Source organism: Eikenella sp. NML99-0057, assembly GCF_001648535.1.
In the GTDB taxonomy this organism is placed as follows: domain Bacteria; phylum Pseudomonadota; class Gammaproteobacteria; order Burkholderiales; family Neisseriaceae; genus Eikenella; species Eikenella exigua.
In genome coordinates, this window is record NZ_LXST01000001.1 from 236,882 (window position 1) to 259,792 (window position 22,911).

Sequence of the window (22,911 nt, forward strand, 5' to 3'; positions counted from 1 at the left end):
GATTGTGCTGCGGGACTTGTCCGCAGTCTTGTAAAACGTTTTCAAAAATCAGCCGGCCTGCATGCTGCCGGTGGTGCCGCCGGAGTCGCCGGGGTGGACGTGGCCGGAGAGTGGGATACCGTTGAGGATGATTTCGCCGTTGACGCGCACAGTGCCTTCGATGCTGGCGGTATCGCCCCCGCCGCCGTTGGAGGCGGTCAGGCCGGCGGTGTAGGTCAGCATGCCCTTGACTGTGGTGTTGCCGGTAATCTCGGTTTCCGGCGACTGGATTTCCACTTTCGAAGCGGCCTTAACCACCACCTTGCCCGGGGTGTCGACGGTTACCTGTCCGTCGGCTCTGTTGTGGCTGATGACGGTGCCGTTGGCAAATTTCTTCAGCCACATATTGGCATCGGCGGCGGGTGTGCCGTCCTGCTCGTTATAAATCACACCGAGGCATACGCCGCCTTCGCCGCGCGCGTCCAGCAGGCAGACGGCCAAGGCGCCGGGGTCGGGTAAGGCGTAGAACTGGTTACCGCCCGCGCCCAGGCTGACCACCGGCAGCCAGTCGGTTTGGATATCGTCCAAGGTCGGCACGGTTACGCGCACCGCGTGTTTGGCCGCGTCCACCGCCGCTACGGTGCCGAACTGCAGGGTGGCGGTAAAGTCATGGGTTCGCATTTTTGGCTGCCTGTTTTTTGGGTTGGGTTGCGGCGGTTGCCTGTGGTGGCTCATCCGGCACGTATTCGACCATTTTTACCTCCAAATCGCTGGTAAAGCCGCCGCCACGGCGGATTTCGTGCCGCGCCTGTTTCACAAGATACTTGCCCGAAAACTTCCCAAACCCCTTGAGCTGTACTACCTGCCCGGCCACCAGCTTGGCGTTGCCCACCATAGAAAAATTGCCGGCCACTTGGCTTTGCTGCGCATTGGCCAGCGCGGCATCGGCACGGGCATTGACCTGCGCCTGGCTCTCGCCGCGATTGGCCACGATTTTGAGCGTGTCACCGCTGCTGGCGCGCTTGCCGCCCGGGCGCAGCGCCTTGCTGCGGCGGCGGGTGCGGCGCGTGGTCTTGCGTTTGGCATCGTAGCCGCTCACCACCGCTTCCTGCGGTACGCCCTTAATCAGGTCGCGCAGCCTGAAGTTTTTGATGTCCTCCGGCAGCAACACCGCCACCGGCTTTTGTTCCGCCAGCGCGTCGTTGGCCTGAAAAACCAACTGCCTGCCGACAATCTTGAAAGTATGGCCGTACTCTTTGGCCAAACGGGTCAGAAATTCCACGTCGCGCTCCTGATACTGGGTCACGCGCTCGATCGGGATGTGCCGGATGGTGCCGGTTACCTTCAACCGCAACCGCCGGGCAATGCGGCGCACGATGTCGGCCAGCGTGGTGTGCTCGTAGGCACGGCCGCGCTGGGTGCGGTTGGATTTGGTGATGCCGGTGGACAGCGCTTTCAGGGTAATCACGGACGGCGGGTGCTGGTACTCAATCTCGGCCAGCTCCATGCTGCCCAGCTTGAGCATGCCGTTAATCTGGTCGCCGATTTCCAGGCTGATTTTGTCGCCCTGCTCGGGATACCACTTTTGCCGCCAGCGGCCGTCCACGTCTTCCAGCTCCACCTGTACTTCGTCCGATTGTCCTTCCAAGTAATCGGTGTAGCTCACCGATAACAAATAGGGCTGGATATCGCTGGTAATGTCCTTCTGCTCGTATTTGATGATGACCTTGGGCAGGGTCACCGGATGGCTGGCCGTGCTGTTCAGGCTACCTGAAAGCAAGGCACCCAGATGGAGGTTAGGCATCTGCATCGTCGTCTCCGTTATTGCCGCGCAACCACGGCGGCATGTCGGCTTGGGTTTGGGGTTTGGCCGGGATAACCGGTACAAACACGGTCAGGTTGGCCGTAAACTGCTCGGCGGCCGGCAGGTGCGGATTGGCGGCAATCAGGCGGGCGATTTCCAAGGGGTTGCCGTAATAGCGCCAGGCAATCAAATCCCAGCGGTCGCCATCGCGCGTCAGATGTCTTAATACCGATTCGCTCATTTCGTCCCGTCCTTTCTGCCGGCCAGCCACGCGGTCAGGCTTTGCGCCCCGCGTGCGCCGTTGTTCAGGCTGTCGGCGGCCGAGGCGATGGCGGCCACACCGCCTTCCAGCCAGCCGCCCACCGTGCCGCTTTGCGCACCGTTGCGCAGCGCGGCCAAGCCGCCGGAGAGTTCGCGCGCCGCCTGACCGCCGTAGGCCAACATTTCGGCCGCACCGGACAGGTTGCCGATGTATTTGCCGACTTCAGGCAGCTTGTTCAATTTACCCAGCGCCGTGCCGCCGAGATTGACCGCATCGCCCACCACGCCGAGCAAAGCGAGCGGGTCGTGTTTCAGCTCGCGGGCATGGGCAATCAGGGTTTGCAGCTGGCCGACTTCCTGCTCGACACTGCGGTAAATCCGCACGCCGGTCTGCACCGCATCGGCCACTTTGGACAAAGGGGCACGCACCGACTCGGGCAACATGGCAAGCAGCGGGTTTTGGCCGTTGGCCACGCCCGGGGTCGGCAGCGGGTTGTTCGGGTCGCCGACAAACTGGGTCAGGCTCACATCCAGCTCGCGCGCGGCGGTGCGCCCCCGGCCGTCCTGCAGCAGGGTGCGGGCGGTCAGTGATTCAATCACAAACCAGCCGACAAATCTGCCGCTCCCGAAAACCAGCGACACCGCCTGCTGTGCCTCCTTGGCCGCAATCAAGCCCTTGTAGGCCGCGTCCACATCGCCCAGCTTCCAATGCAGCTTGATGCCGAACCGTATCTGCGTCAGCTCGTTGCCCATCGCCTGCAGGCGCGGCCGCCCGGCCAACACCTCGTGCTTGGCGTAGCTGGCGCCGTGGGTCTCTTCAAGGTCGGTAAAGCTGCCCAATAATTCAAAGCGCACGTCACCCAGCATTGCGTACATAAGACCTCCTGTCCCAATCTTCCATCATGCGCCTAAACGTCTGCTCGAACTCGCGATAACCCATCTGCATGGCCGCCTGAATCTGCCCCGCATCGCCGCCGGGTGCATTGATGGTCGGGCTGAAATGTACCGTGATGCCGCCTGCCGCAGCCGTGCCCTGCCGTGCGGCAGAAAGTTCGGCGCTGTTGGCGGCCATTGAGGCAGCCAAGGATGAGGTGTTGTCGCTGAAACGCTGTTGCAAACCGCGCGAAACCGAGCCGATAGCGGCCAACGGGCGCGGGGCGGCTTGGTTGATACCGATTTGCAGGCCTTCCATCATCCAGCCGCCAAAACGGCGGAACACGCGGCTTGGCGATCTGATCTGGTTACTTTGGGCAAAGGCATTTTTAAACCACGCCGCCTTCTCGGCAAACCATGCCTTAACCGCTTCGAATTTGGCGATTAACCCATTCCATAACCCTTGAATGATGTTGCTGCCGAACTCGGTAAACTTAGCCGGCAGTTCGATACCGAACCAGCTCATGACCGCCGAAAAAGCCTGATAGAAAAGCCCAAGTGGAGACCAATTGATGATGGTGGCGGAAATATTGCCGATACCACTGTTGAAAAAGCCGACGATTTGCTGCCACAGGCTGCTAAAGAAATTGGACAAATCCGTCCACAGTAGCTTCGCTCCTCCAACAATATCGTTCCAGCGGGTGTACAACATATAAGCAGCTACCGCCATCAAACCCAACGCGATACCAATAGGGGTAGTCAGTAGGAATCGACCTAGTGCCATAAATGCCTGGCCAACCATCGGCAGGAAGCGGATTAAGCCCGTACCTAGATTGATAATGAGGCGAAAAGCCGCCGAACCGATACTACCCAGCAGCCTGAACGCAGTCCCACCCACGGCACGCACCAAGCGGAACGAACCACCAAGCAGGCGCATGGTTGCGCGTGCCTGCCGGGCAGAGAACCCCAGCGTGCGCAAGGCCATTACCCCGCGTCCCATGCGGAACAACATCATTGCACTCTTTAAGCGCATCAAGCCGCCGATAAAGCTAAACAAATGACCGGCGGTTCCCCAAAATGCCGTTCCCAGCAGATTCAGACCAAAGCGTGCTAATAGTGAGCCTGCTTTAAATCCAACCAGCAGCGCAACTACTTTGTAGATGTTTTGGATTAGCTCGGGATGTGCTTGTGAATAGCGGATCAGGTTATCGATAAGAGGCTTTACTTCGGCCAGCAATTCGTTAATCTTGGGCAGCACCACAGAGCCAATCGTGATACCCAAATGCATCAGCTGGTTCTTGAAGGTCTGCCATTGCGCGGCCGTAGTCGACATGCGGCTCTGGAACTCTTTATCCATGCTGCCGAGGTAATTGGCTTGGCCATTTTTCCCCGTTTCCTGCAGCTGGCGGATGGAGCGCTCATAGGTGTCGACACTACCGGCCAGCACAGCGATATCGTCGGCGTATTCGCGGCCGAATAAGTCCACCAAGGCGCTCATCTGCTGCTCTTTCGGCAGGGCATTAATACGTTTGATGAAATTAACCAGCGCCTGTTCACCGTTTTCAGCGATTTCGCGTTTCAATTGCGCCGCCGACATCCCCATCGACTTCAGGGTATTTTGGAAGCGGCTGCCCTGTTTGTCGGCCGTCATCAACCTAACCAGCATGCCGTTGATGGCGGTACCCGCCACTTCAGGGCGTTTGCCCAGGCTGATAAAGGCATTAGACAGTGAGGCAGCCTGCTGCTCGGTCAGGCCGAATTGTTTGGCCACCCCGCCGATACGCCCCAAAGTGTTGACGATATCCGAGGCTTTGGCCGGGCTGGAGTTGGAAAGATGGTTAATGGCATCACCCAGCCGGTCGATTTGGGCAATCGGGATTTGATACACGTTGGCCAGCTTGGCCATGCTGTCGCCCGCCTCGTCAGCCGACATATCGAAGGCCACGCTCATTTTGGCCACGGTCTCGGTAAACGCAGCAAGGTCTTGACGGGCAACCCCCAACTGGCCGCCTGAAGCGGCAATTGCTGCCAGCTCTTTACCAGCCATTGGGATACGGTGGGTCAGCTGCAGAATATCCTGCTGCATTTCCTTGAATTGTTGTGGGGTGTCGAAATCCACTACTTTGCGGACATCGGCCATCGACGATTCAAAATCCATCGCCATCTTAATCGGAACCAAGGGGATACCGGCAGCAGCCACCGCACCCATAACCTCCGTTTTCATTTGCTCCCTGCTGTTTCGGAGGTTCGTCAATTGCGCTTCAATCGCATTTTGGCGCAAACGGTTACGATTGAGCCGGGTAATACTTCTCCCCAAACCATCATACTGCCGTTGTAACCGTGCCAGCTCCGTACGACCAACCCCAGTAGACTGACGAATGGAGTCACCAAGTCGAAGCTGTTCATTGCGTAGAATTTGTACGCTGTGCCGTACCCCATTCACCCCGCCAACTAAAGAACGCAAAGCAGAAACAGTACCCCCGATTGAGGCACCTACCTTGACCAGTATTGATAATTCTGCTGCCATGATTTACTATCCGAAGTATATTGAAGTGAAAGGGGAAGATGATGTTGATGATTGCTGTGTTGCTAGGCTGGCTATGTTTAGCCTGCATTACGATTGGCATCGTATTCGGCTGCCTGTACGGCATAGTTGAAACTTTATGGATGGTAGGTTGGCTGCCGCGTAGTTGGTGGCATACCAAACGCAGCAACCTCTCTTAAAGACCTTTCCGATAGCCCGCCTTAATTTGGCGGGCTGCTTCTTTCTGGTAGCCCTCGAATTCTTCCAAGGTCAAACCGTCAATCGCACTTGGCGGCCAACCAAACCACCACGCCATATCGGCACAGGCTTCGCGCAACGCACGGATGTTTTCCTCGCGCGACCTTTTTTCAGACGGCTTCTTCCTGTCCGAAGCGAAAAGTGGCCTGCAACTTATTCAAGTCTTCAATATCCAACTCGTCCAAATCTTCCGGCACTAGCCCGGTAATGCGTGACAAAATAGCCAGACCCTGTGCCGTCTCGCCCTCGATGTGCAATACCGCGCGCAGATCGCCCACCTTGGCACGGCGCACCGTAATCTGTTCCAATGTCTGGCCGGTGGCTAGTCGCACTGGGTATTTCAGTTTGATGGTAGTGGTTATGCCTAAGTCTTCCTGCAGCTGTTTTGCATCACTCATTTTTTGCAATCCTTTTTCAAATTGGCCGGGCGGCGCGGCCTGATAAAACCGCCGGTGGTAAATAAAAATCCCTACATCGGATTTGATGTAGGGATTGTCGCTTGCGGGCGCTTTAAAGGTCTTTTAAACGGCTTTAAAAAACTATGCCCCGATATTGCGCCGGTAGGTCTCTTCCACGTCCACGCTGTCTACGCGGTATTCGTTGCGCAGGGCGTTGTAGTACAGCACTTCGCGCCCGTCCAACACTTGGCGGATTTCGGTGGTCTGGTAGGTGCTGGAGAACTCCGCCTTTTCTTTCGGTTTGTAGCCGCCCAACGCATTCTTGCTGAAGGTGGCGGTTACCATCGTTACCAGCGGCACTTCCTTCACGCGGCCGGTGGTATCGTAGGTTTCCACGTTGGCACGCACCATCAGCTGCACCGCTTTGTAGGGGTTGGCGGCTTTGCGCGCCACTTCGGGGAAAAAGCTGTTCCAGGTAATCTCGCCCTCGAGTGCGGCCACGCCCATCGGCAGCTTGACCGTGCCTTTCAGCCCCAGTCCTTTGTACTCGTCCTGCTCAAACTCAAACTCCGGCAGTTTGAACTCGCTGGCCTTGCCCAACAGGTCGTTGCCGTCGATGTAGACGTTGGCGTTGTAAATCACTTTGATATCGGACATCTTTCATTCCTTCCTTATCGTTGGCTGACCAAGTTGGCCAGATATTTGCGGGTCATCACGCTGGCATTGCTGATGCGCTCGGCCGGCAGCTTGGGCGTGTATTCGTATTTGAGCGGCACTTGGCCTTTCGAGAAGGCATCCACCAAGTCGTAGTCGTAATCCAAGTCCACGCTGTAGCCGACAATGGATTGCAGGGTGCCCAGATAGGTGCGGATGGAGCCGAGCAGGCTGTCAATCAGGGCATCGTCAATCGGGCGGTCGATATACTGCAATTCGAAGCGGCGGATGGATTCGTCGATCACGTCGCCGGTGCGTTGCGCCACTTCGAAGTTTTTTATGTGGCTGACGGTCGGGAAGCAGGCCAGGCGGTTGCCCCAGAGGCGGTAGCCGGTGCCGTAGCTGTTGAACACCGTGGTAATGCCTTTTTCGTTGAGGCGGTTGGTGTCGCTCTGCGGGTCGTCGGCGCGGGCGGTCAGCGGCATTTCGATGCCGGTCACGCCCAGCAGGTCGCGGTTGGACGAGCTGTACCAGTAGCCCTGTTCCACATCGGTCTTCATGCGTAGGCCGGCAGCGTGGGTAGCCAGGCTCTCCACGCCGAGCAAACCCAACACATAGGGATAGAACAGCATCATACGGTCGCTGGAGGTTTGGAAGTTGATGCTGCCCAACGGGCCACGGCCTTCGATGGCCTTGCTCAGGGTGGTCTGCTGCGGGGCGGCGGCGTAGCCGATAGCCTTAATCTGCTCGGCCAGCACTTCGATGGCGGCACGGCATTTGGCGGTCTTGTCGTACTCGGGGACGATGATGATTTTGGCATCGGCGCCGAAGCGGTTGAAGCCTTCAATCACCGCCTGCAGGCCGGTGCGTTTGCCGGTGGCGGCCACATAGGCGCCGATGATCTCTTCTTCGGTTACCTTGGACGGGTCGGTGTAGGTATAGCTGATGGTCGGCGTGGTCGGTTTGGTTTTGAACACAATCTCGCCGGCCAGGGCATCGGTGACGGTGTAGTCGCTGCCCTCGTTCAGGGCGCTGGCACCGTCTTTTACCGTGTAACCCGTTTGCAAAGCCGGATGGGCGGTGCGGGCGGTCAGGGTGTCGGCATCGACCGTCAGCGCCTCGTCAGCCACGCTGCTCTTATGCTTGGCCGGGTCGCACACATTGACCACATAGGCGGTACCGGCCTTGTAGCGGGTAAAGATATTGGCGGCATCAGACAGGGTAAAACCCTTGCCGGTCAGGCTGCTGCCAAATTGCAAGAAATCGCGGGCGGCTGCGCATACGGTCAGGGTATTGATCGCACCGGCCGGAGCCGTGCCGACAATGGCGGTAATCGCGCCGTCTGCGGTGTAGATCGGGCTGGTGCCGCCGTCGATACGTTTGGTTTCCGTACCGTGGTGGAAAGCTGCGGACATAATAATCTCCTAGGGTTTGGGTTTGATATCGGGGTTGAGCGGCTGGCCTTGCTGCCGCAGGTACAGGCTGCTGACTTTGGGTCGGGTATCCGCCGGGCGGCGTTCGACCTGTTGGGTTTCGGTTTGGGCAATCAGCTGGTACTGCCATGCCCCGCCTTCTTCGGCCAAAAACTGCTCGCTGATTAAATGGCACGGTTCGCAGTCTGGCGGGCGGTAGCCGGTGATGGCCAGCCGCAATGCGTCGAGCAGATCCAAGGCCGCGCCGTCATGGTTCAGGCCGCGCCCGAACACGGTCAGCGCCAGTGTGACGTCGCGCTGCTGGCCGATTAGGCCGAGGCCGTCCGGGCGGGCGAACTTGCTGCCTTGATAACCGACCAGCACCGCGCCCAGCGGTGCCATAAAGCGGTAGCCGGCCGGGTCGTCGGGGAACAGCTCCACCGTGTAGGCGGGCAGCTCGGCGGCCAAGTAATCGCGCACGGCGGTCAGAATCGGGCGGGTGGCAGACATCAGTAGCCTCCCCAATCCTGCTTGGCATTGCCGCGCACACGGTAGGCACCGCGCTCGGCCTGCGGCCGCTCGGTATCGCTGGCCAATTCGTCGGCACGCACACCCAAATGCAGCTTGCCATCACGTACCTGCGCCAAAAGCTTGAGCGCGTTGTCGTAGGCTGCCTGCAAAGGTTTGGGGAAATCGGCAGTGTTGATGCGGCGGGTATGCAGCCAGTAGCGCGCGATGTCGCTGCACACCGGCCGCAGGATGCTGGGTACCGGCTCCAGCGGCAGGGTGTAACGACCCATCAGGTAGCCGTCGGCAATTTCGCAGGCATAAGCGATGGCTCTGTCGACCACCGCCCAGTCCGGCTCGGTGCTGCCGCCGATATCGTTGGTCAGTTGGATCAGCTCGGCCAGGCTGACGGCAGCCTTGATGTCTTCGCGCGTGATATACATGGCTTATTCCTTTTTGCCTCTGCCGCGTGCTTTGCCCTGTTCTTCAGCCTGCTCGGCAGATTCTGCCGGCTGTTCGGTTTCAGCCTGTGCCGGCTGCTCTGTCTCGGCAGGCTCGGTTTCGGCCTCAGTCGGTTGTTCGGGCTGGGTCGGTTCGGCAGGCGGCTGTTCCGGCACCGGTGTTGTGCCGTCCGGCTGGTAGCCGGATGCGGCCAAGTCTGCGTCCGAGATGCTGCCTGCGGTCACATGTGCGGCCACCAGCTCGTACTGCTCGGGTGTCAGGTCTACGGCCTCACCAGACTCAACGCGGAATTCCTTGCCCTCGGCATCAGCCAGAATCAGCGGGGTGTTGGCGATATAGGTTTTAATCATGGCTAACCCCTCAGTAAAACTTGGATCAGCTCGCCCGCGCCGGCAGCGGCACTGCGGGCAATACCGACGGCCTTGGCACTGCCGGCAGTTTTAACGGCGCAGCCTTGGGCATCGGGCGATACCTCGTCACCTACGGCCACCGTGCCGCCGCTTTCCACTACCACTGTGCCGATGGTGTCAACGGCCAAGATTTCGTTGATGTCGGCATCGTAAGGGGTGGCGCCCAGCACCTTGTCGGTAGCCGTAGCCTGTTTGCCGGCGAAGCTCACAAAACGGTTGGCCACGATTTTGCCGGTGGTTTTAACGGTGGTGACCAAGACCACCTGTTTGGTCGGTTTAGACATATTGGTTCTCCTTCAGGCTACCTGAAAATCTCAGGCAGCCTGTTTTTAGGTTTAAGCAATGGCTTTCTCGAAGAGATAGCCGCAGGCACCGCCGATGGCGGCAGCTTTACGGATGTCGGTGTAGCGCACGTACTCCACCTTGCCGCCCACGCCTTCGTAGCGGTCTACTACCGGCATGCCGCGGCGGCGGAAGGTATAGCCGAAGGCGGGCATACCTTCGTCGTTGCCGGCTTCGACCGGTTTCGGGCGTACGATCAGGCTGGCGAAATTGCCCCACACATCCTTGGTGGCTTTCTTGCCGTCGGGTGTGGAGATGGCCTCGCCGACGATGATTTCTTCCACATCCAAGAGGCGGGTCAGTTGCTCGAGCGTAAGAATCCCGCGGTCGCTGTTGGCCGACAATTGCCCACGCAAGCCTTTATGTAGGATCAGCTTGCTGTACACCGATGCCCCCAATACCAGCACGTTCGGGCGCACGCCACAGGCGGCACGCACTACTTCCCTTGCATTGGCAATATCGGCCTGTACATCGGAGGTATCGTCGCTCCACTGCTTGGTGGCCGACAGGTCTTTGCTGTGGCCGCTCTCGTAGGTGGGCTTGGCCTGAATCAGCGCGGCAATCTCCAACTCCTGTCGCAGCTGGATACCGGCGGTCACGCGGCGGGTGGCCTTGGCCTTCTCATCAAACACCGATTCGTGCTGTGCGCGGTAGTCCACGCCGGCGGCCAAATCGTGCTCTTCCAACACCACCGACATCTTGCCCGGGAAGTCCAGCGTAATCACATTGCTGGCGGCACCCACGGCACGTTCGGTTTCATACTCGATCAGCGAGCCTTTACCGAACTTCGGCACTTTGATGCCTTCCTTCTCGGTCAGTACCACCGGCATGATGCGTTCGCCGATGAAACCACCCTGTCTGTAGCCCAGCGCCAGTTTGGTCAATACTTCGTCCACTTGGCGCAGGTTGCCTAAATACGTGTTGCTCATGTTTTATCTTCCTTTACTGGATAAACGGTTAATCAATTTGCCGTGCGGCGCGCGGCTTCTTCGTAGGTGATGCCCTCGGCTTTCTGCAAAGCCAAAGCCCGCTCGTGGTGGCTCATGCCCTCGGCGAAGTTCAGGCTGCCTTTGGCCATCTGCCCGGTCGGCAGCTGCTGCGGCAGCACCGCCGCCAAAAACTCGCGCAGCGCAGCGCCCAGCGGCTTGGCTGCCTCACCCTCGCCGAAGTCGGCGGTGGTGTGCTCGGGGTGCTCTGCAAAATCCAGCACCTGCACTACCAAGGCTTTGTCGGCAGGTTTCAGGCGGCCTTCTTTTACTAAGCCCTCGGCAAAGTCGGCGTTTTGCTTGTGCGACGCGTCGCGCAAATCTTTTGCCTGTTCGTCTTGCAGTTTTTTCAATTCGGCCTTGGCCTGGGCGGCATCGGCCTCCGCCTTCTCACGTGCGGCCTTTTCGGCAGCCAGTGCGGCGGCTTGGTCTTGTTCAGACATGGGAGACTCCTTATGGTCGGTTGGGTTGGGGGTGGGAGGGGGATCGGCAAACAACACCGGGTCGGGAGGCAGGTCGGGCCGGGCGGCCATTTCCTTGATGCCTTCGATTTCCCAGTCCGGCACCACCTTGTCGGCGGCGTCTTGGCCAAACTGGGCAATCAGCCATTCGCGCATATTGCGCCACAGCCGGGCGGCGATACCGTGTGCCGCCTCGGAAAACTCAATCACGCCGTCCTCGGCCGCGCCGAACTCAATCGCCCGCAGCCCCTTGACTGCCGGGGCGTGTGCGCCGAGGAAGCCGACATGGCGCAGGTAGTAGCTGTCCGGCACCGGGTTGTTCGGATGGCCGGGCGGCCAAAAGGAGGCGGATACCTTCTTGTAGCGGCCGGCGCGGACGGCAGCGGCAAAGCCATCATCCATTTGGGCAAACTCGGCAGTCAGGCTGCCGCCGTCAGCCGCCAGCTTCGGCACCCAGCCGTAGGCCGGGGCGTTCATGGCCGGATGGCCGATGACAATCGGTGCTTCGTGCAGCTTCGGGTCGTACACTTCGGCGGCACGCTGTACGTCGGCATCCGTGATGTTCCACCGGCTGCCATCGGCGCTGATGCGCTCGCCACTTCGAAAAATCTCAAACATAAAAAATCCCCATCACTCGTGTTAAGCGAATGATGGGGCATGGGCTACCTGAAAGTCCTTTAAACGGGTTTAAAAAAATACCTCCGAAGCCGGCATCGCCAAATTTGCGTTTTAAGCGCGTTCTGGCAGCGGGATAAGCAAACGTACCAAACCGTAAAAAGACATCGGTCAGGAACGTTCCTGACCGACCTTGTGCGCGTTTTAATCTGTTTTACTCCCTTTGCCTTTCCCTTCATCGAACAAATCCTGCTGTGCGGCGTCGATTTTAGCCTGTCGTACCCGTTCGATGATGCGGTAAATCCACTGCTCCGAAAACCCGTACTCGCGTGCCAGCTCTTTTTGATTGGTACCGTCGAACTTGTCAAAGATTTCTACGTCGCGCTCGTCGATGTCCCACAGCACCCCGTGCGGGATATACAGGTTCTGTCCGCCCCATTCCCGCGCCATACGTTTGGCCACATGGTTACCGATGGTTTTGGCCTGTTTTTTGTCCGCCACCCCGGCAGAATGCACTTCCTCTCCGACCTTGGCTGCCAAATCGGACAGCAGCTCGGCCACCCTTGCCTGCGTCATGTTCCCGCTCCTTCCCGCGTTACCCGCTGTTTCCATTTTTTCAAATGCTCAATCACCCGTGAGGCATCGTCCACACTCAGCCAGCCCTGATAATCCACGCCGGTCATGCGGCTGACGAAACGAGCCAGGCTCAATTCTGAAGGACTGCGTACCGCGCCCAAGCGGTGCAGCTCCAACCACAGGGCGCGGATTTTTTTGATTTGCGCGTCCACCCCGGCCGCCGCTTCGCGCACCGGGATATCAGGCTTGCCACCCTTAGCCTGCGCCTTAGTGGTGACCACAAAGCCCATCGCCTTCATGCCGCGCAGCGCCAGCTCCAGTTCGTCCAGCGACAGCTTGGTGCTGCTGGTCTTGCCGCCGCTGGCATTGGCCAGCAGCCTGCGGTAGGCGGCATCGTCCAGCATCAGCTGGTTTTTGGCCACGTGCAAGAGCTTAATCAGGCGGGCTTTCTTGTGGGCTTTGGGTTCACGCATTTGGACTCTCCTAATGTTCCACTGATGCTGCCGCATCGCAGCGGCATGGGTTGAACATCACACTTTAACCAAGTCTTTGAGCTTCTCGCTCGGGGCAAACTTCACTTTGCGTTTGGCCGGAATCTCGACCGGCTCGCCGGTTTGCGGGTTGCGGCCGGTACGCGCTGCCGTCGTGATTACCTTGAACGTCCCGAAGCCGGGCAGGGTTATCCGCTCGCCTTTGGCCAAAGCCTCCGTGATACTGTGTTGCACGGCCATCAGCGCGATTTCGGCATCGGCCCGGCTCAATTCGCCGTGTTCGGCAATGGCTTTGATTAACTCTGATTTAGTCATGGTTTAACTCCTGTTTAAATTGCGGCAGGCCGTGCCGCTCGGTATTACTTACTGGACGGTACACGCCCGGAGCTCCTTGCCGGTTACCGCCTTAAACTCCTGCTTAATCAGCTCCATCGCAATCAGGCCGAGATTTTGCGCGATGCTGCCGCTGTCTTCTCCCGGCTCGGGCAGCCGTTCGTCTGACGTTATTTTCAGCATGACCCCGCGCGGGGTGTCAGCAATCATGATGGTTACGGTGGCCATATCGTTACTCCTGCCAACCGCCCATCAATTCAACCAGCTCGCCGATTAAGGCGCTCAGGTTGGTGGACACGATGAGCTGCGAAGCAGCGGCCAAGTCGGCAGCATCGTCGCCGTGGTTTTCCGCCGCTTCCTGCAGCACGTCCAAATACTGGATACGTTTGAGCGTGAACTCGCTGGTTAGCACAAAGGCAACCCGCTCGTCCCAAACCAAGCCTAGCTCGCTCACTATCTTGCCGCAGCGCACATGGCTGGCCACTTCCTCGGCTGTCAGGTCTTGCCGTTTGATGCGTATTTCCGGCGGTACATCACCAGCGCCTCGCAATGAGGCAATGTCATCCAACTCAAAGCGTCCAGCGGCATGGCCGCGCAACAGCCATTCAGTCATCAGTGCCGATGGCGTTTGGCGGGTGTGCGCCAGCTGGGCTTTCAAGCCACCCAAGGCTTCGCGCAGTTTAGCGAGCAGGTTTTCCGCTTTGGAGGCGGCGGCGCTGTCCACCAGCAACATGCCGTTGGCAAAGAGTGCACGGGTATGGGTGGCGCGGACAAAGGCTCGCGGCAGCAACTCATCGGTTACCTGCTCCTTCAATTCCTGCCGTTCTTTGCGACCGACCGAACGACCTTCCTGCTGCTCAATACGTGCCACCCGTTCGCCTACCGCCCGCTGGATGACACTACCCGGCAATACCTTCTCCTCCCGCCTTAACGCAATCCCCATTGTTTGTTCAACCTTAAAGACCAATTCGGGGGTGAAGCTCTGCGGTGCGGCAAAACCCTCGGTAAACCAATCTAACCCACCGCACGGGGCAAAGGGTGCGTCGGCTAATTTATCGGCCAGCAGGGCGGCATTCGGGGTTTCAGGTAGCCTGAACACGGTACATTGACTAAACCACATAATTACACCTTCGCGATATCCAAATTCATCAAGCGATACTCGCCGTTGGCATCGCGCTCGTGCACCCGTACAAAGGCCTTGCTGGTATGCACCTGCAGGCTGTCGCTCAATGCGTCCATCGCGCGTTGCCATTTCTCGTCGCTGATATCCAGACGGCGCAGCCCCAGCACGCGGGCGGTGCTGATATTGCCGTCGCGGTCGGTGGCGAAGGCAGCGTTGATGATAGCCAGCAGCTCGGGGCGGCTGCCTTCCGAGTATTCGCGGATACATTCGTCAATCAGCACTTTGGCAGCGGCCAGCCCCTCGTCGAATACCAGGGCATCTTGCATCGCCAGCTGCACGCGGTATTGGCCGTCGAAACTGTGCAGGCGGATATTGCCCTTCTTGCCGCCCAGCGAGGTGCCGTACTGGTTGGCAGAGAGTTCGGCAAAGGCCGCAATCTCGTCCATCGCCCAGCGGCGGTATTCCTGCAACTCTTCCTGTACCGCGCGGGCGCGGGCGGTAATCTTCTGCACCAGCTCGTCACGCAGCAGGTCAATCGGGCGGATGTTGGCAATCGGCACCAGATTGCCTCGTGCGTCCTTCTTGTATTGGCTCATATCAATTTGGCTCATCTTCATTCCTTCCATCGTCTAAAAATCGGTTTCGTTCAATCATCTTGTCGGCCAGCATGCCTAACATTTCGGCCAAGCGCTTTTTGTTTCTGGCTATTTCCTCTTCCGTCCACACCTTTTTCGGGGCTTCCAGCTGCGGCGGGGGCGGCACGGGCGGGATACAGGCAATCAGCATTTTCGGGGTTGGCCAGCGGTCTACGGTTGCCCATAACGCGCCGAAGGCCTGTCGTATGCGCGGTACGTCGCGCTCGTCGTCCCAGGCAATCGGCAGCGAATCGAAAGCGGCAATCCATGCCTGATACGTCCCGTCGGCCGCATCGAGCGGCGGATGCCCAGGCAACCGCATGGCGAACATGTGCTGGATGCCGGACACCAAGGCATTGTTTACTTCTTTGGTCATCATTTCGGGTCATCATCGCTTAAACTTCTCACCGGCTGCGGCCGCTTGCAGGGTGCTGCTGGCCGCGGTCTGTTGTTGCGGGTTAAGGCTGCCTGAAAGGGCGGTATCCGCTGCCGGAGCCAAGGCCGTGCCGGCGGTTTTGTCCGGCGTCCAGAAGGTCAGGTTCTCCAGCAGGAAGCCGTGGCTGGTCAGGGGCGGGGTCAGCTTGCCGCTGTCGCGGGCTTCGATAACGCGGTTAAACGCCCAAATCCATGCCTCGCGCGGCGCGGGGTAGCTCTGCCGCTTGCGGGTAATCTCACCCGCCTGAATCAGCGGTACCAGCTCGCCCAGCAGTTTGGCCGCCCGCGCCCAGCTCAGGTCGCGCTCGCCCGGGCGGAACAGGCCGAGATAGCGCAGCGCGGCTTTAGCCAGCTCGTCGGAGATACCGGCCAGCGCCACCATCAGACTGCGCGCCTCGTCGTGGGTAATCAGCACCTCAAGGCTGGCGGTGGCGCCGCAGCAGGGGCAACGGGTTTTCATTTGCCCTCCCGGTTGATAAAGATGTCGTCGTATCGGTTAAAGGCGGCCATACACACCACTATCAGTAGCATAGCCGCCACCGTCAGCACCAACACGCCGGAGACGATGCTGGCCAAATACCAGATAACTTTTGCTACGGTCACCATGTCTTATTCCTCCTTCTGCTTGGCAGGTTGGATTTTTGTGCCGCAGAATGGGCAGTAGCTATGAGTAACTGATGTCTTCATTTTTTTACTGCTCTGTTTCCCATTCTTCCGGGTAACGGTTTCTTCCCACTCCACTTGGGTATAGGTCACAACAGACAAATCCGGCATCCGGAAGCCCGTCTGTACAAAGGTAGGTTTGACACTGACTACCCGACCTTCGGCCTCTAAAGATTTCTGTATTTTTTCAAGGTATGTTTCTAGACAATTGCAGTTCATCGTTATTCCTCCACCGGGTCATACACAATCCCACGCCCCCGCTCTTGATCGCTCATGCGCTCGTACACTGCTGCCGCTTCGGCGGCCTCGCTCTCGGCCTGCCGCTCTTTGGCTGCCAGCCGTGCCGCTGCCGTATCCGGCTGTCCCACCAGCTGCCGATGGGCTGCCGGCTGCGGGGTGCAGCTGCCGGCCATGGCGGCATAGGCCACTGCCACGATGGCGGCAATCAACCAGTTCCGAGCTTCGCGGCGGGCAACGTTTTTTAATTCCGGCCACATGGTTGTTATCCTTTCCAACTGATGCGGATATAACGCACCGCTTCGCCGATACCGATGCCGATGATGACCAGCGCCAGCGCCAAAGTCAGCGCGTTGCCGAGCACCTGCCAGCAGCTTGCCTGTACAAACCAGTTCCAAAATGCACTCATCTCACACCCCCCTTACCATGTCGCCGTCTACCGGCATCTGCAGCTCGGCCGCCTGATTCATGGCCGCCGATACCAAGTTGTTCACCGCCAGCGGGTAGAGCAGGCTGTGCTCTTCCACCCCGCGCCCGCTGCGGCCGCGCACAGTCAGCCGTTCGGCCACCGCGTCAATCGCGCTCTCGTCCATAATTTTGGTGATGTCGCCGCCGGCACGTTCGATTTTGTGTTTCAGGTAGCCTGCCAGCCGTCCGTCGGTCAGCGGCAAGAGTGTCACCACCTCGCAGCGCTGTACCACTTCGCGCACCGCCGGGTTGTTTTCGCTGAGCTTTTGCGCCAGTTCGGTCTGGCCGATTAGTACGATGCCGAGCAGGCGGTCAAAACCGTTTTTCAACTCAAAAAAGCGTTTCAGGTGCTTCAGGGTGGGAATCGGCAGGCCGTGTGCCTCTTCGATAATCAGCACATGTTTGTTGCCCGCCTTCGCGCTCTCCTGCAGGGCGCGGTGGATTTGGCGGAAACGTGCTTCCGAATCGCGGTAGGGTCGTGTGCCGGGCGATACGGCTTCCAAGATGGCGGCGGCAATGTGCGCGGCTTTCAGGGTTTTGCCCTTCACATCGTTGTCTTCCATCGCCAGCACATACGGTTCGATGGTGATAACCTGCCTGCCATCACGGTTGATGCGGTCTTGCAGGTCTTCGCGCAGGGTGGACTTGCCCGCGCCGCTTTCGCCGACCACCGCCACAAAGCCGCCGTGGCAGGCCGTCTGAAACATTGCCTCGCGTACATAGCGCACATCAGGGGTCATATACACATCCTCTGCCGACCTGATTTCATCGTTGAATGGGTCTCGTACCAGGCCGAAATAACGGCGGGTGGCTTGGGTCAAAGTGGCTTTTCGTAGTAACATATCGTCGTCCTCGCTTTCATTAGGGTGGGCAGGTGCGGTTTCCGGCTCGTTTCTCAGGCTCGCTGGGATGTCCGCACCATTCAGTTTAAAAAAGTCTCTCAGTTTCCCGCGCAGCTCGGCTGCGCCTTTTTTCGGCCATTCGCCGTGGTTGATTACCGCCACCAACCTGGGCTTGCTGCAGCCGATTTCGGCGGCGGCCACGGCGTACGATTTGCCGATTCTTCTAAATGCTTCCTTCATCTCATGCCCCTTTCACAATCCGCAGGCTGCCTGCGGTTTTCAGGCGGCCGAATACTTCTTCGATCTGGCTGGCGGCCACCCCGTCCGGATACAGCCGTTGCAGGGTTTTCACCGCCTCGCCCCAGTTGCCGCCGGCCGCTTCGATGCGCGGTTTGAGCAGCTTGGCTAGCTCGACCTTGCTCAACACCTGCTCGCGGACTTCCATCGTGTTGTAGGCCATCTGTTGCCCTTGCTTGGGCATATACAGGGTGTTGGCGGCGGCCAGCGTGTCTTCCTGATGTTTGAACGGGTCGATTTCGCCACCGAAGGGCACCGCCTTGCCTTTGCGTTTGGCCGCTGCCGCTTCCAACGTGTCGGCCTGCATCGCCAGCTTGTCCAGTTCCTTGGCGTGGCTTTGGGCGATGGTGTCGGCCTGCCCTTTGTATTCCGCACCGATTACGGCGGCATCGGCTCTGAAGCCCATCTCGTCGAACACCACCTCCGGCACCGCCTGCCAGATTTCGTTGCCTTCGCTGTCGTAAGTGGCGATACGTGCGCCGGTCGGCTCCCACGGGTTCTTGGCCACCAGCAGTTTCTGCCCCACCAGCACGCCCTTGATGTCTTTCACGCTGTACACCCGGCCGCCGAAGCGGATTTCCAGATCGGGCGACACCTTGGCTTCTTTCGGTGCGGAAACGGCCAGCTCGCGGCAGTAGTCGGCAGGCGGTGGCAGAATCAGCTGCTCGGCCTTGATTTTGTTCCACGCCTGATAGCGGGTCAGGCCGTGTCGGCTGTGAATCTGCGTGCCGTTGTAGTAACGCATCCAGCGTTCGGCCAGGCGGTTCAGCTGCCCGATGTCGTGCACCTCGGTAAAGCGCAGGCTGCTTTCAAACGCCGTTTCCACAATGTCGTTGCCTTTTTCCACCTGTCCTTTGGCGCGCGGGTTGCCCGGCTTGTTGATCTGCACATGCACGTCCAGCGACTTGCACAGGTTTTTAAACGCTGCCGAGGTATTCGCACTGCCTGGGTCGAGCATCACCATGCGCGGCACGCCGCGGAACGGGTCTTTCAAGACATCCTGTTTCTCCTGCATCATGAAGATAAAGAAGTCGCACAGGTTGGCGCTGGTCTCGCCGCCGAAGTAGTAGCGGGCGAGAATGGTGCCGCTGGCGTGGTCGGTGCCGGTGTAGCGCCACACGCGGTCGTTTTCGATTTTGACCACGTTTTTCGGTTTGTTTTTGTAGAACTCTTCCTGCTTCATTACCCGCAGGCCGCTGTCCTCGCCGCTGCGCGGCAGGTAGTAGAGCACGCACAGGCTGGGGTCGATTTGCCAGCAGTGGTTCGGGTGTTCCGATTTCATGCGTTTTACCGGCGCGGGCTGCAGCAGTTGGTCGGGGTGCAGCTTGTATTCGCGTAGGGCGCGGGTAACCGTGCTCTCGGACAAGGGCAGCACCTCCCCCGTTTCCTCATCCACGCGGGCGGCGTCGATTTTGCCGTTGGCGCGCAGCATCTCCACCGCGCGGGCTACCGACATCAGCCGTTTGCCGTTGCGCCGCATCGCCTCCATCAGCACGGCCGAAATCAGCTGTGCCTCGTGCAGACTTAATTCCGAGCGGCCGGCATCGCTGCGCCGTTTGCGGCCGGGCTTCACACTGACCGCTTCCAGCTTGCGGTACAGCGTGGCCACGCTGATGCCCAGCTCGGCCGCCTGGCTTTTCAGGTAGCCTGCCTTCTCGCCGTGGCCAAGGGTGGCTGCATGAGCGGCCACGGCAGCCAGTTTCTCGGTCAATGCAGGATTCATGGTTTACTCCCCGTCCAGCCATTCCGGCTTGGCGTTGGTCGGCGCTTCCTGCGGCAGGGTAAAGCGTTCGCGCAGGGTTTCGGCATCGCGGATGATTTGGTTGATGGCCGCCACCATCTGCGGGCGGTGGTCGTAGCCGTTGGCTTCGCCGTGTGCCAGCATCTGTTCGAAGACCTCGGCAAAGCGGCTCAAGTCGCTGCGGGCGGCCACTTCCAGACTGGAGAGCTGCATGGTCAGCTCGCTGCCCACGTCTTCGGGGCTCGGCTCTTTGCCCGTCTGCTTCTTGGCCAGTTTTTCGGCCAGCTCGTCCACCTTCTTGTTTTTGTCGGCGATGATTTTGTCTTTGGCCTCGGCGGTGTCGCGGCTTTCGCGCAGGGCGGCGCGGAGTTCGTTGCGGGTCATGCGGTCAATGTCGTCCAACGTGTGACCATTGATGTCGCCGCCGTCAGCTAAATCGACTATCGCCTCATCCTCTTCTACCAGCAGCTCCAGCAGTTTGGATTTACCCAGCTCCATCAACTTTGGTGCAGCTTTCTGCATTTGTGGTGTAGCAAAGCGGCGGGTCGCATTCATTAAACGGGCAGTCTCACGGTAGTGCAGTCCTAATTCTTCTTCTGCAATCTCGCGGAATCGGCCATGCTCCGTGTGCTCTTTCAGCACAATTAAAGCCCGCCCTAGCTCAAACATTCCTTCCAAGGTCTTACGTGCCGCTTGCCTAGCACGCTCCACCCATCGTTCCTCGTTGTAACTCTCGCCATTCCCCCATTGTTCCATCACCATCACGCTGTTCATCGCCGCGTGGTTGGCTGCCATATTAAGGGTGTCGTGTTCGATAATTTCTTTGCTCATGTTGGTTCTCCAAAAGTGACGCCAGCGTCACTTTTCAAAATCTGTTCACACGCTGGTCGGTTTCTTCCAGCTTGCCTCTCAAATATTCAGTTTGCCGTCTGAAGCCCTCAGCAATCTGAAGCGTTTTGATACTGTAGGAAAAATTGCCGTTATCCAGTTTGACCACCAGCCCCTCCTCAATCAGATCTTCCAAATCCCGGCTTACATATGAAGGGGAAATACCGAGGCCGTCTGAAATCTCCTTATTGCTGATTCCGATAATTGGATGTGCATCTAATGCTTTGAATACTTTTAAAATCCTAGTTCCTTTACTGCTTGCCATTCCATGCCTCCCTATGCTGCAGCTTTCAACCCGAGCTTCACCGCAATTTCGTGAGCTTTTCCATACTTGCCTTTAGTGAAGCCATTCAAGACACGGTAGACTTCTTGCTCTCGATATCCGTTCTGTCTTGCCCAGCCCGAAAATGTCCATCCTTTTCGGTGGAATTCTGCTTTGACCTGCTCAGGGGTCTTTACTTTTTTCATGTTGCTTTATCCTTATTTGTGGCAAAATACTTTGCTAGAACATGGCTAGATTATGGTACGAAAAAACGTACCAGTCAAGTATTTTTTTTCATACTTTGGAGGTTTGACGTGTCTATCGGCCAGAGACTGCGGGAAGAAAGGGAAAAGATTGGTTTAAATCAGACAGCTATGGGGGCAGTAGGAGGAGTGAGGAAGCAAGCCCAGCTGAAATATGAGAACAACGAGTCGTACCCGAATGCCGAGTATTTGGCTGCAGTCGCAAAAATTGGTGTTGATATCCAATATGTGGTTTTAGGCATCCGATCAGCTCAGGCCATCAATGATGAAGAGCAGCACTTACTGGCAGCCTTTCGCGCAGCCAGCCCGCAAATACGCCAATTCATGCTGCAAGGTATCCAGCCCATGCAGACCTTCGTGGCAGGCAATGTAGGCCAACAAATCCAAGCTGGAGATCATGCCGAAATCAATTTCAAGAAAACAACAAAATAAGACTGCAAGGAACGCAAATTGGGAAATATCAAGATTGAAGGAGATGTTGACCAACTTATCCAATCGGGGTCAGTAAACATCGTTAATGGCAGCAAATCAACAGAGCAACTCACTGCTTTACAATGGCAAGCCATCAAAGAAAAAGTAGAAGACTTGGAACAGTGTGGTTTTGCCAGTGCTTAAAGAGACCTACCGCCACCTTATGAGGGCTTTCGGCGTATCACGTTGTCGGCATATACTGGCTGATAAATATCAAGATGCGTTACTTGAAATAGAAAATTACAAACAAGAAAGATTGCAGGAAAAGAAACGTAATCAGCTGATTAAAATGATTTTAGATTTGCCACCTCCACAAGACAAAGAAGCCAAGAAATATGCGGAGAAAAAGCATGGTTCCTCACTCTTAAAGGTTTTAACTGTGGAGCAGCTTGAAGAAATCTATAGCTATATCAATAATAAAAATAGGAAGAAGCAAAAACTTAAGCGGGGCTTGCTAGAGATTGGAGTGAAGCTGGCATCATTATTGATTATTTGGCTTTTCTTGTGGTTTTTTATAGCAAAGCGATTTGGATAGGGTGAGAAGGAGTTCAAGCTATGAAAAGATTTTCCAGTTTAATGATTGTTTTATTTATTTTATCTGCATGTAGTAACGAGCCGACAACCTCTAACAATTCATCAGAACAGCCGATGCCAGCATCACAGGTATCAGCCTCAGACAGCCCTACCATCAGCATCCCTTCAATGGATTTGGGTTATGCAGCTTACAGGGCAGTTGCTAATAACGCATTGAGAACGGCTGAAACAGGATTATCTATTCCTGAATCTGTTGTATTCTCAGATAGTAACGATGGTGGCAAGAGAGGCTATCATAATTTTTCAGATGGCTTGTCAGTCCAAATTTCAACAACGACTGATAATAAAATTACAGAGGTACGGGTCGTTTGGAATAGTGATGAAAATAAAGCAAAAGCAGGTAAGCTGCTAACCGCAGCAGCAGCCTTAATTGCCGCCACAGCACCAGAAGACCGAACATTGCAAAGTGACACTTCCGATCAAATAAAGATAGCCATCCAAAGCCACAATGACAGGCATGATTCGACTAGAAATTTTGCACGTGGTGGCGTGGCATACAAAGTAACAGTAACTAATTTGCCCAGCGTGGTATTAACAGCTAGGGCGCAATAAACATGATTTGCCACAAAACGTTTTTTAAACCCGTTTAAAAGACCCCCGACACCCCCATCAGCCACAATCCCTGCATCAACACCGATGCAGGGAT

Annotated in this window: 35 protein-coding genes; 4 read left to right on the top strand and 31 right to left on the bottom strand. The window is 57.5% G+C overall.

Features of this window, described 5'->3' with window-relative positions; translation table 11 throughout:
- Window positions 1-48: 48 nt before the first annotated feature.
- The 31 genes from A7Q03_RS01115 to A7Q03_RS01260 form a co-directional block, all read right to left on the bottom strand.
- A complete protein-coding gene (locus A7Q03_RS01115; protein ID WP_067446616.1) occupies window positions 49-660 on the bottom strand; it encodes a phage baseplate assembly protein V in 612 nt (203 codons plus the stop codon).
- Window positions 647-1,789 (bottom strand): phage late control D family protein, encoded by a 1,143-nt coding sequence (locus tag A7Q03_RS01120; protein WP_067446617.1) that lies wholly within the window; start codon window positions 1,787-1,789, stop codon window positions 647-649. The genes A7Q03_RS01115 and A7Q03_RS01120 overlap by 14 nt, the downstream gene beginning before the upstream one ends.
- Entirely contained in the window at window positions 1,776-2,024 is a 249-nt protein-coding gene (locus A7Q03_RS01125; RefSeq protein ID WP_067446619.1) for a tail protein X, read from the bottom strand. The genes A7Q03_RS01120 and A7Q03_RS01125 overlap by 14 nt, the downstream gene beginning before the upstream one ends.
- Window positions 2,021-2,920: a phage tail protein gene (locus A7Q03_RS01130; protein WP_067446621.1), complete on the bottom strand. Its 900-nt coding sequence runs from the start codon at window positions 2,918-2,920 to the stop codon at window positions 2,021-2,023. The genes A7Q03_RS01125 and A7Q03_RS01130 overlap by 4 nt, the downstream gene beginning before the upstream one ends.
- Entirely contained in the window at window positions 2,901-5,141 is a 2,241-nt protein-coding gene (locus A7Q03_RS01135) for a phage tail tape measure protein (protein ID WP_231881748.1), read from the bottom strand. The genes A7Q03_RS01130 and A7Q03_RS01135 overlap by 20 nt, the downstream gene beginning before the upstream one ends.
- A gap of 496 nt (window positions 5,142-5,637) precedes the next feature.
- Window positions 5,638-5,757: a GpE family phage tail protein gene (locus A7Q03_RS10700; RefSeq protein ID WP_064104200.1), complete on the bottom strand. Its 120-nt coding sequence runs from the start codon at window positions 5,755-5,757 to the stop codon at window positions 5,638-5,640.
- A 52-nt stretch (window positions 5,758-5,809) separates the two neighbouring features.
- A complete protein-coding gene (locus A7Q03_RS01145) occupies window positions 5,810-6,097 on the bottom strand; it encodes a phage tail assembly protein (protein WP_064104199.1) in 288 nt (95 codons plus the stop codon).
- A gap of 141 nt (window positions 6,098-6,238) precedes the next feature.
- The gene (locus A7Q03_RS01150) at window positions 6,239-6,754 is read right to left on the bottom strand and encodes a phage major tail tube protein (protein ID WP_067446626.1); all 516 of its coding nucleotides are present in this window, start codon (window positions 6,752-6,754) and stop codon (window positions 6,239-6,241) included.
- 14 nt (window positions 6,755-6,768) lie between these two features.
- Window positions 6,769-8,166, bottom strand: coding sequence for a phage tail sheath subtilisin-like domain-containing protein (locus A7Q03_RS01155; RefSeq protein WP_067446628.1), 1,398 nt, complete (start codon window positions 8,164-8,166; stop codon window positions 6,769-6,771).
- Window positions 8,167-8,175: 9 nt separating this feature from the next.
- Entirely contained in the window at window positions 8,176-8,673 is a 498-nt protein-coding gene (locus A7Q03_RS01160) for a Gp37 family protein (protein WP_067446630.1), read from the bottom strand.
- Window positions 8,673-9,113 carry a DUF1320 domain-containing protein gene (locus A7Q03_RS01165; RefSeq protein WP_023888047.1) on the bottom strand — a complete coding sequence of 147 codons (441 nt, stop codon included), beginning with the start codon at window positions 9,111-9,113 and terminating at the stop codon, window positions 8,673-8,675. The genes A7Q03_RS01160 and A7Q03_RS01165 overlap by 1 nt, the downstream gene beginning before the upstream one ends.
- A gap of 3 nt (window positions 9,114-9,116) precedes the next feature.
- Window positions 9,117-9,482, bottom strand: a complete 366-nt coding sequence (locus tag A7Q03_RS01170; RefSeq protein ID WP_067446632.1) for a hypothetical protein — start codon at window positions 9,480-9,482, stop codon at window positions 9,117-9,119.
- 2 nt (window positions 9,483-9,484) lie between these two features.
- Entirely contained in the window at window positions 9,485-9,826 is a 342-nt protein-coding gene (locus A7Q03_RS01175; RefSeq protein WP_067446634.1) for a capsid cement protein, read from the bottom strand.
- 51 nt (window positions 9,827-9,877) lie between these two features.
- The gene (locus A7Q03_RS01180; RefSeq protein ID WP_064087602.1) at window positions 9,878-10,813 is read right to left on the bottom strand and encodes a hypothetical protein; all 936 of its coding nucleotides are present in this window, start codon (window positions 10,811-10,813) and stop codon (window positions 9,878-9,880) included.
- Window positions 10,814-10,845: 32 nt separating this feature from the next.
- Entirely contained in the window at window positions 10,846-11,949 is a 1,104-nt protein-coding gene (locus A7Q03_RS01185; RefSeq protein ID WP_067446636.1) for a 2-oxoacid:acceptor oxidoreductase, read from the bottom strand.
- 201 nt (window positions 11,950-12,150) lie between these two features.
- Window positions 12,151-12,522 carry a Mor transcription activator family protein gene (locus A7Q03_RS01190; protein WP_023888052.1) on the bottom strand — a complete coding sequence of 124 codons (372 nt, stop codon included), beginning with the start codon at window positions 12,520-12,522 and terminating at the stop codon, window positions 12,151-12,153.
- Entirely contained in the window at window positions 12,519-12,995 is a 477-nt protein-coding gene (locus A7Q03_RS01195) for a gp16 family protein (RefSeq protein ID WP_067446638.1), read from the bottom strand. The genes A7Q03_RS01190 and A7Q03_RS01195 overlap by 4 nt, the downstream gene beginning before the upstream one ends.
- Window positions 12,996-13,052: 57 nt before the next feature.
- Window positions 13,053-13,328 (bottom strand): HU family DNA-binding protein, encoded by a 276-nt coding sequence (locus A7Q03_RS01200; protein WP_067446640.1) that lies wholly within the window; start codon window positions 13,326-13,328, stop codon window positions 13,053-13,055.
- A 48-nt stretch (window positions 13,329-13,376) separates the two neighbouring features.
- Window positions 13,377-13,574 carry a hypothetical protein gene (locus tag A7Q03_RS01205; protein ID WP_067446642.1) on the bottom strand — a complete coding sequence of 66 codons (198 nt, stop codon included), beginning with the start codon at window positions 13,572-13,574 and terminating at the stop codon, window positions 13,377-13,379.
- A 4-nt stretch (window positions 13,575-13,578) separates the two neighbouring features.
- Complete coding sequence (locus A7Q03_RS01210) at window positions 13,579-14,466, bottom strand: recombination-associated protein RdgC (protein ID WP_067446644.1); 888 nt, start codon at window positions 14,464-14,466, stop codon at window positions 13,579-13,581.
- A gap of 2 nt (window positions 14,467-14,468) precedes the next feature.
- Window positions 14,469-15,080 carry a DUF3164 family protein gene (locus tag A7Q03_RS01215; protein ID WP_179946230.1) on the bottom strand — a complete coding sequence of 204 codons (612 nt, stop codon included), beginning with the start codon at window positions 15,078-15,080 and terminating at the stop codon, window positions 14,469-14,471.
- The gene (locus A7Q03_RS01220; RefSeq protein WP_064087595.1) at window positions 15,067-15,483 is read right to left on the bottom strand and encodes a hypothetical protein; all 417 of its coding nucleotides are present in this window, start codon (window positions 15,481-15,483) and stop codon (window positions 15,067-15,069) included. Before A7Q03_RS01220 ends, A7Q03_RS01215 begins: the two co-directional genes overlap by 14 nt.
- A gap of 9 nt (window positions 15,484-15,492) precedes the next feature.
- Window positions 15,493-15,999, bottom strand: a complete 507-nt coding sequence (locus A7Q03_RS01225; protein WP_064087594.1) for a hypothetical protein — start codon at window positions 15,997-15,999, stop codon at window positions 15,493-15,495.
- Window positions 15,996-16,145, bottom strand: coding sequence for a hypothetical protein (locus tag A7Q03_RS10025; RefSeq protein WP_156502918.1), 150 nt, complete (start codon window positions 16,143-16,145; stop codon window positions 15,996-15,998). The genes A7Q03_RS01225 and A7Q03_RS10025 overlap by 4 nt, the downstream gene beginning before the upstream one ends.
- 278 nt (window positions 16,146-16,423) lie before the next feature.
- Entirely contained in the window at window positions 16,424-16,699 is a 276-nt protein-coding gene (locus A7Q03_RS01235; RefSeq protein WP_067446648.1) for a hypothetical protein, read from the bottom strand.
- Between the two features lie 5 nt (window positions 16,700-16,704).
- Entirely contained in the window at window positions 16,705-16,848 is a 144-nt protein-coding gene (locus A7Q03_RS10030) for a hypothetical protein (RefSeq protein ID WP_023888069.1), read from the bottom strand.
- 1 nt (window position 16,849) lies between these two features.
- Complete coding sequence (locus tag A7Q03_RS01240; protein ID WP_067446650.1) at window positions 16,850-17,989, bottom strand: ExeA family protein; 1,140 nt, start codon at window positions 17,987-17,989, stop codon at window positions 16,850-16,852.
- Between the two features lies 1 nt (window position 17,990).
- On the bottom strand, window positions 17,991-19,769 hold the full coding sequence (locus tag A7Q03_RS01245) for a DDE-type integrase/transposase/recombinase (RefSeq protein WP_156502919.1): 1,779 nt from the start codon (window positions 19,767-19,769) through the stop codon (window positions 17,991-17,993).
- A 3-nt stretch (window positions 19,770-19,772) separates the two neighbouring features.
- Complete coding sequence (locus tag A7Q03_RS01250; protein WP_067446652.1) at window positions 19,773-20,618, bottom strand: hypothetical protein; 846 nt, start codon at window positions 20,616-20,618, stop codon at window positions 19,773-19,775.
- Window positions 20,619-20,652: 34 nt separating this feature from the next.
- A complete protein-coding gene (locus A7Q03_RS01255; RefSeq protein WP_064104182.1) occupies window positions 20,653-20,940 on the bottom strand; it encodes a winged helix-turn-helix domain-containing protein in 288 nt (95 codons plus the stop codon).
- 11 nt (window positions 20,941-20,951) lie between these two features.
- Window positions 20,952-21,143 (bottom strand): DNA-binding protein, encoded by a 192-nt coding sequence (locus A7Q03_RS01260; RefSeq protein WP_064104181.1) that lies wholly within the window; start codon window positions 21,141-21,143, stop codon window positions 20,952-20,954.
- Window positions 21,144-21,251: 108 nt separating this feature from the next.
- On the opposite strand from A7Q03_RS01260, the gene A7Q03_RS01265 reads away from it, so the two are divergent.
- Genes A7Q03_RS01265 through A7Q03_RS09645 form a run of 4 tightly spaced genes read left to right on the top strand, consistent with a single transcriptional unit; the run spans window position 21,252 to window position 22,817 of the window.
- On the top strand, window positions 21,252-21,632 hold the full coding sequence (locus A7Q03_RS01265) for a helix-turn-helix domain-containing protein (protein WP_064104180.1): 381 nt from the start codon (window positions 21,252-21,254) through the stop codon (window positions 21,630-21,632).
- A gap of 18 nt (window positions 21,633-21,650) precedes the next feature.
- Window positions 21,651-21,815 carry a hypothetical protein gene (locus A7Q03_RS10035; RefSeq protein WP_156502920.1) on the top strand — a complete coding sequence of 55 codons (165 nt, stop codon included), beginning with the start codon at window positions 21,651-21,653 and terminating at the stop codon, window positions 21,813-21,815.
- 19 nt (window positions 21,816-21,834) lie between these two features.
- Window positions 21,835-22,206: a hypothetical protein gene (locus A7Q03_RS01270; protein WP_156502921.1), complete on the top strand. Its 372-nt coding sequence runs from the start codon at window positions 21,835-21,837 to the stop codon at window positions 22,204-22,206.
- Between the two features lie 20 nt (window positions 22,207-22,226).
- The gene (locus tag A7Q03_RS09645) at window positions 22,227-22,817 is read left to right on the top strand and encodes a hypothetical protein (RefSeq protein WP_081253947.1); all 591 of its coding nucleotides are present in this window, start codon (window positions 22,227-22,229) and stop codon (window positions 22,815-22,817) included.
- Window positions 22,818-22,911: the final 94 nt, after the last annotated feature.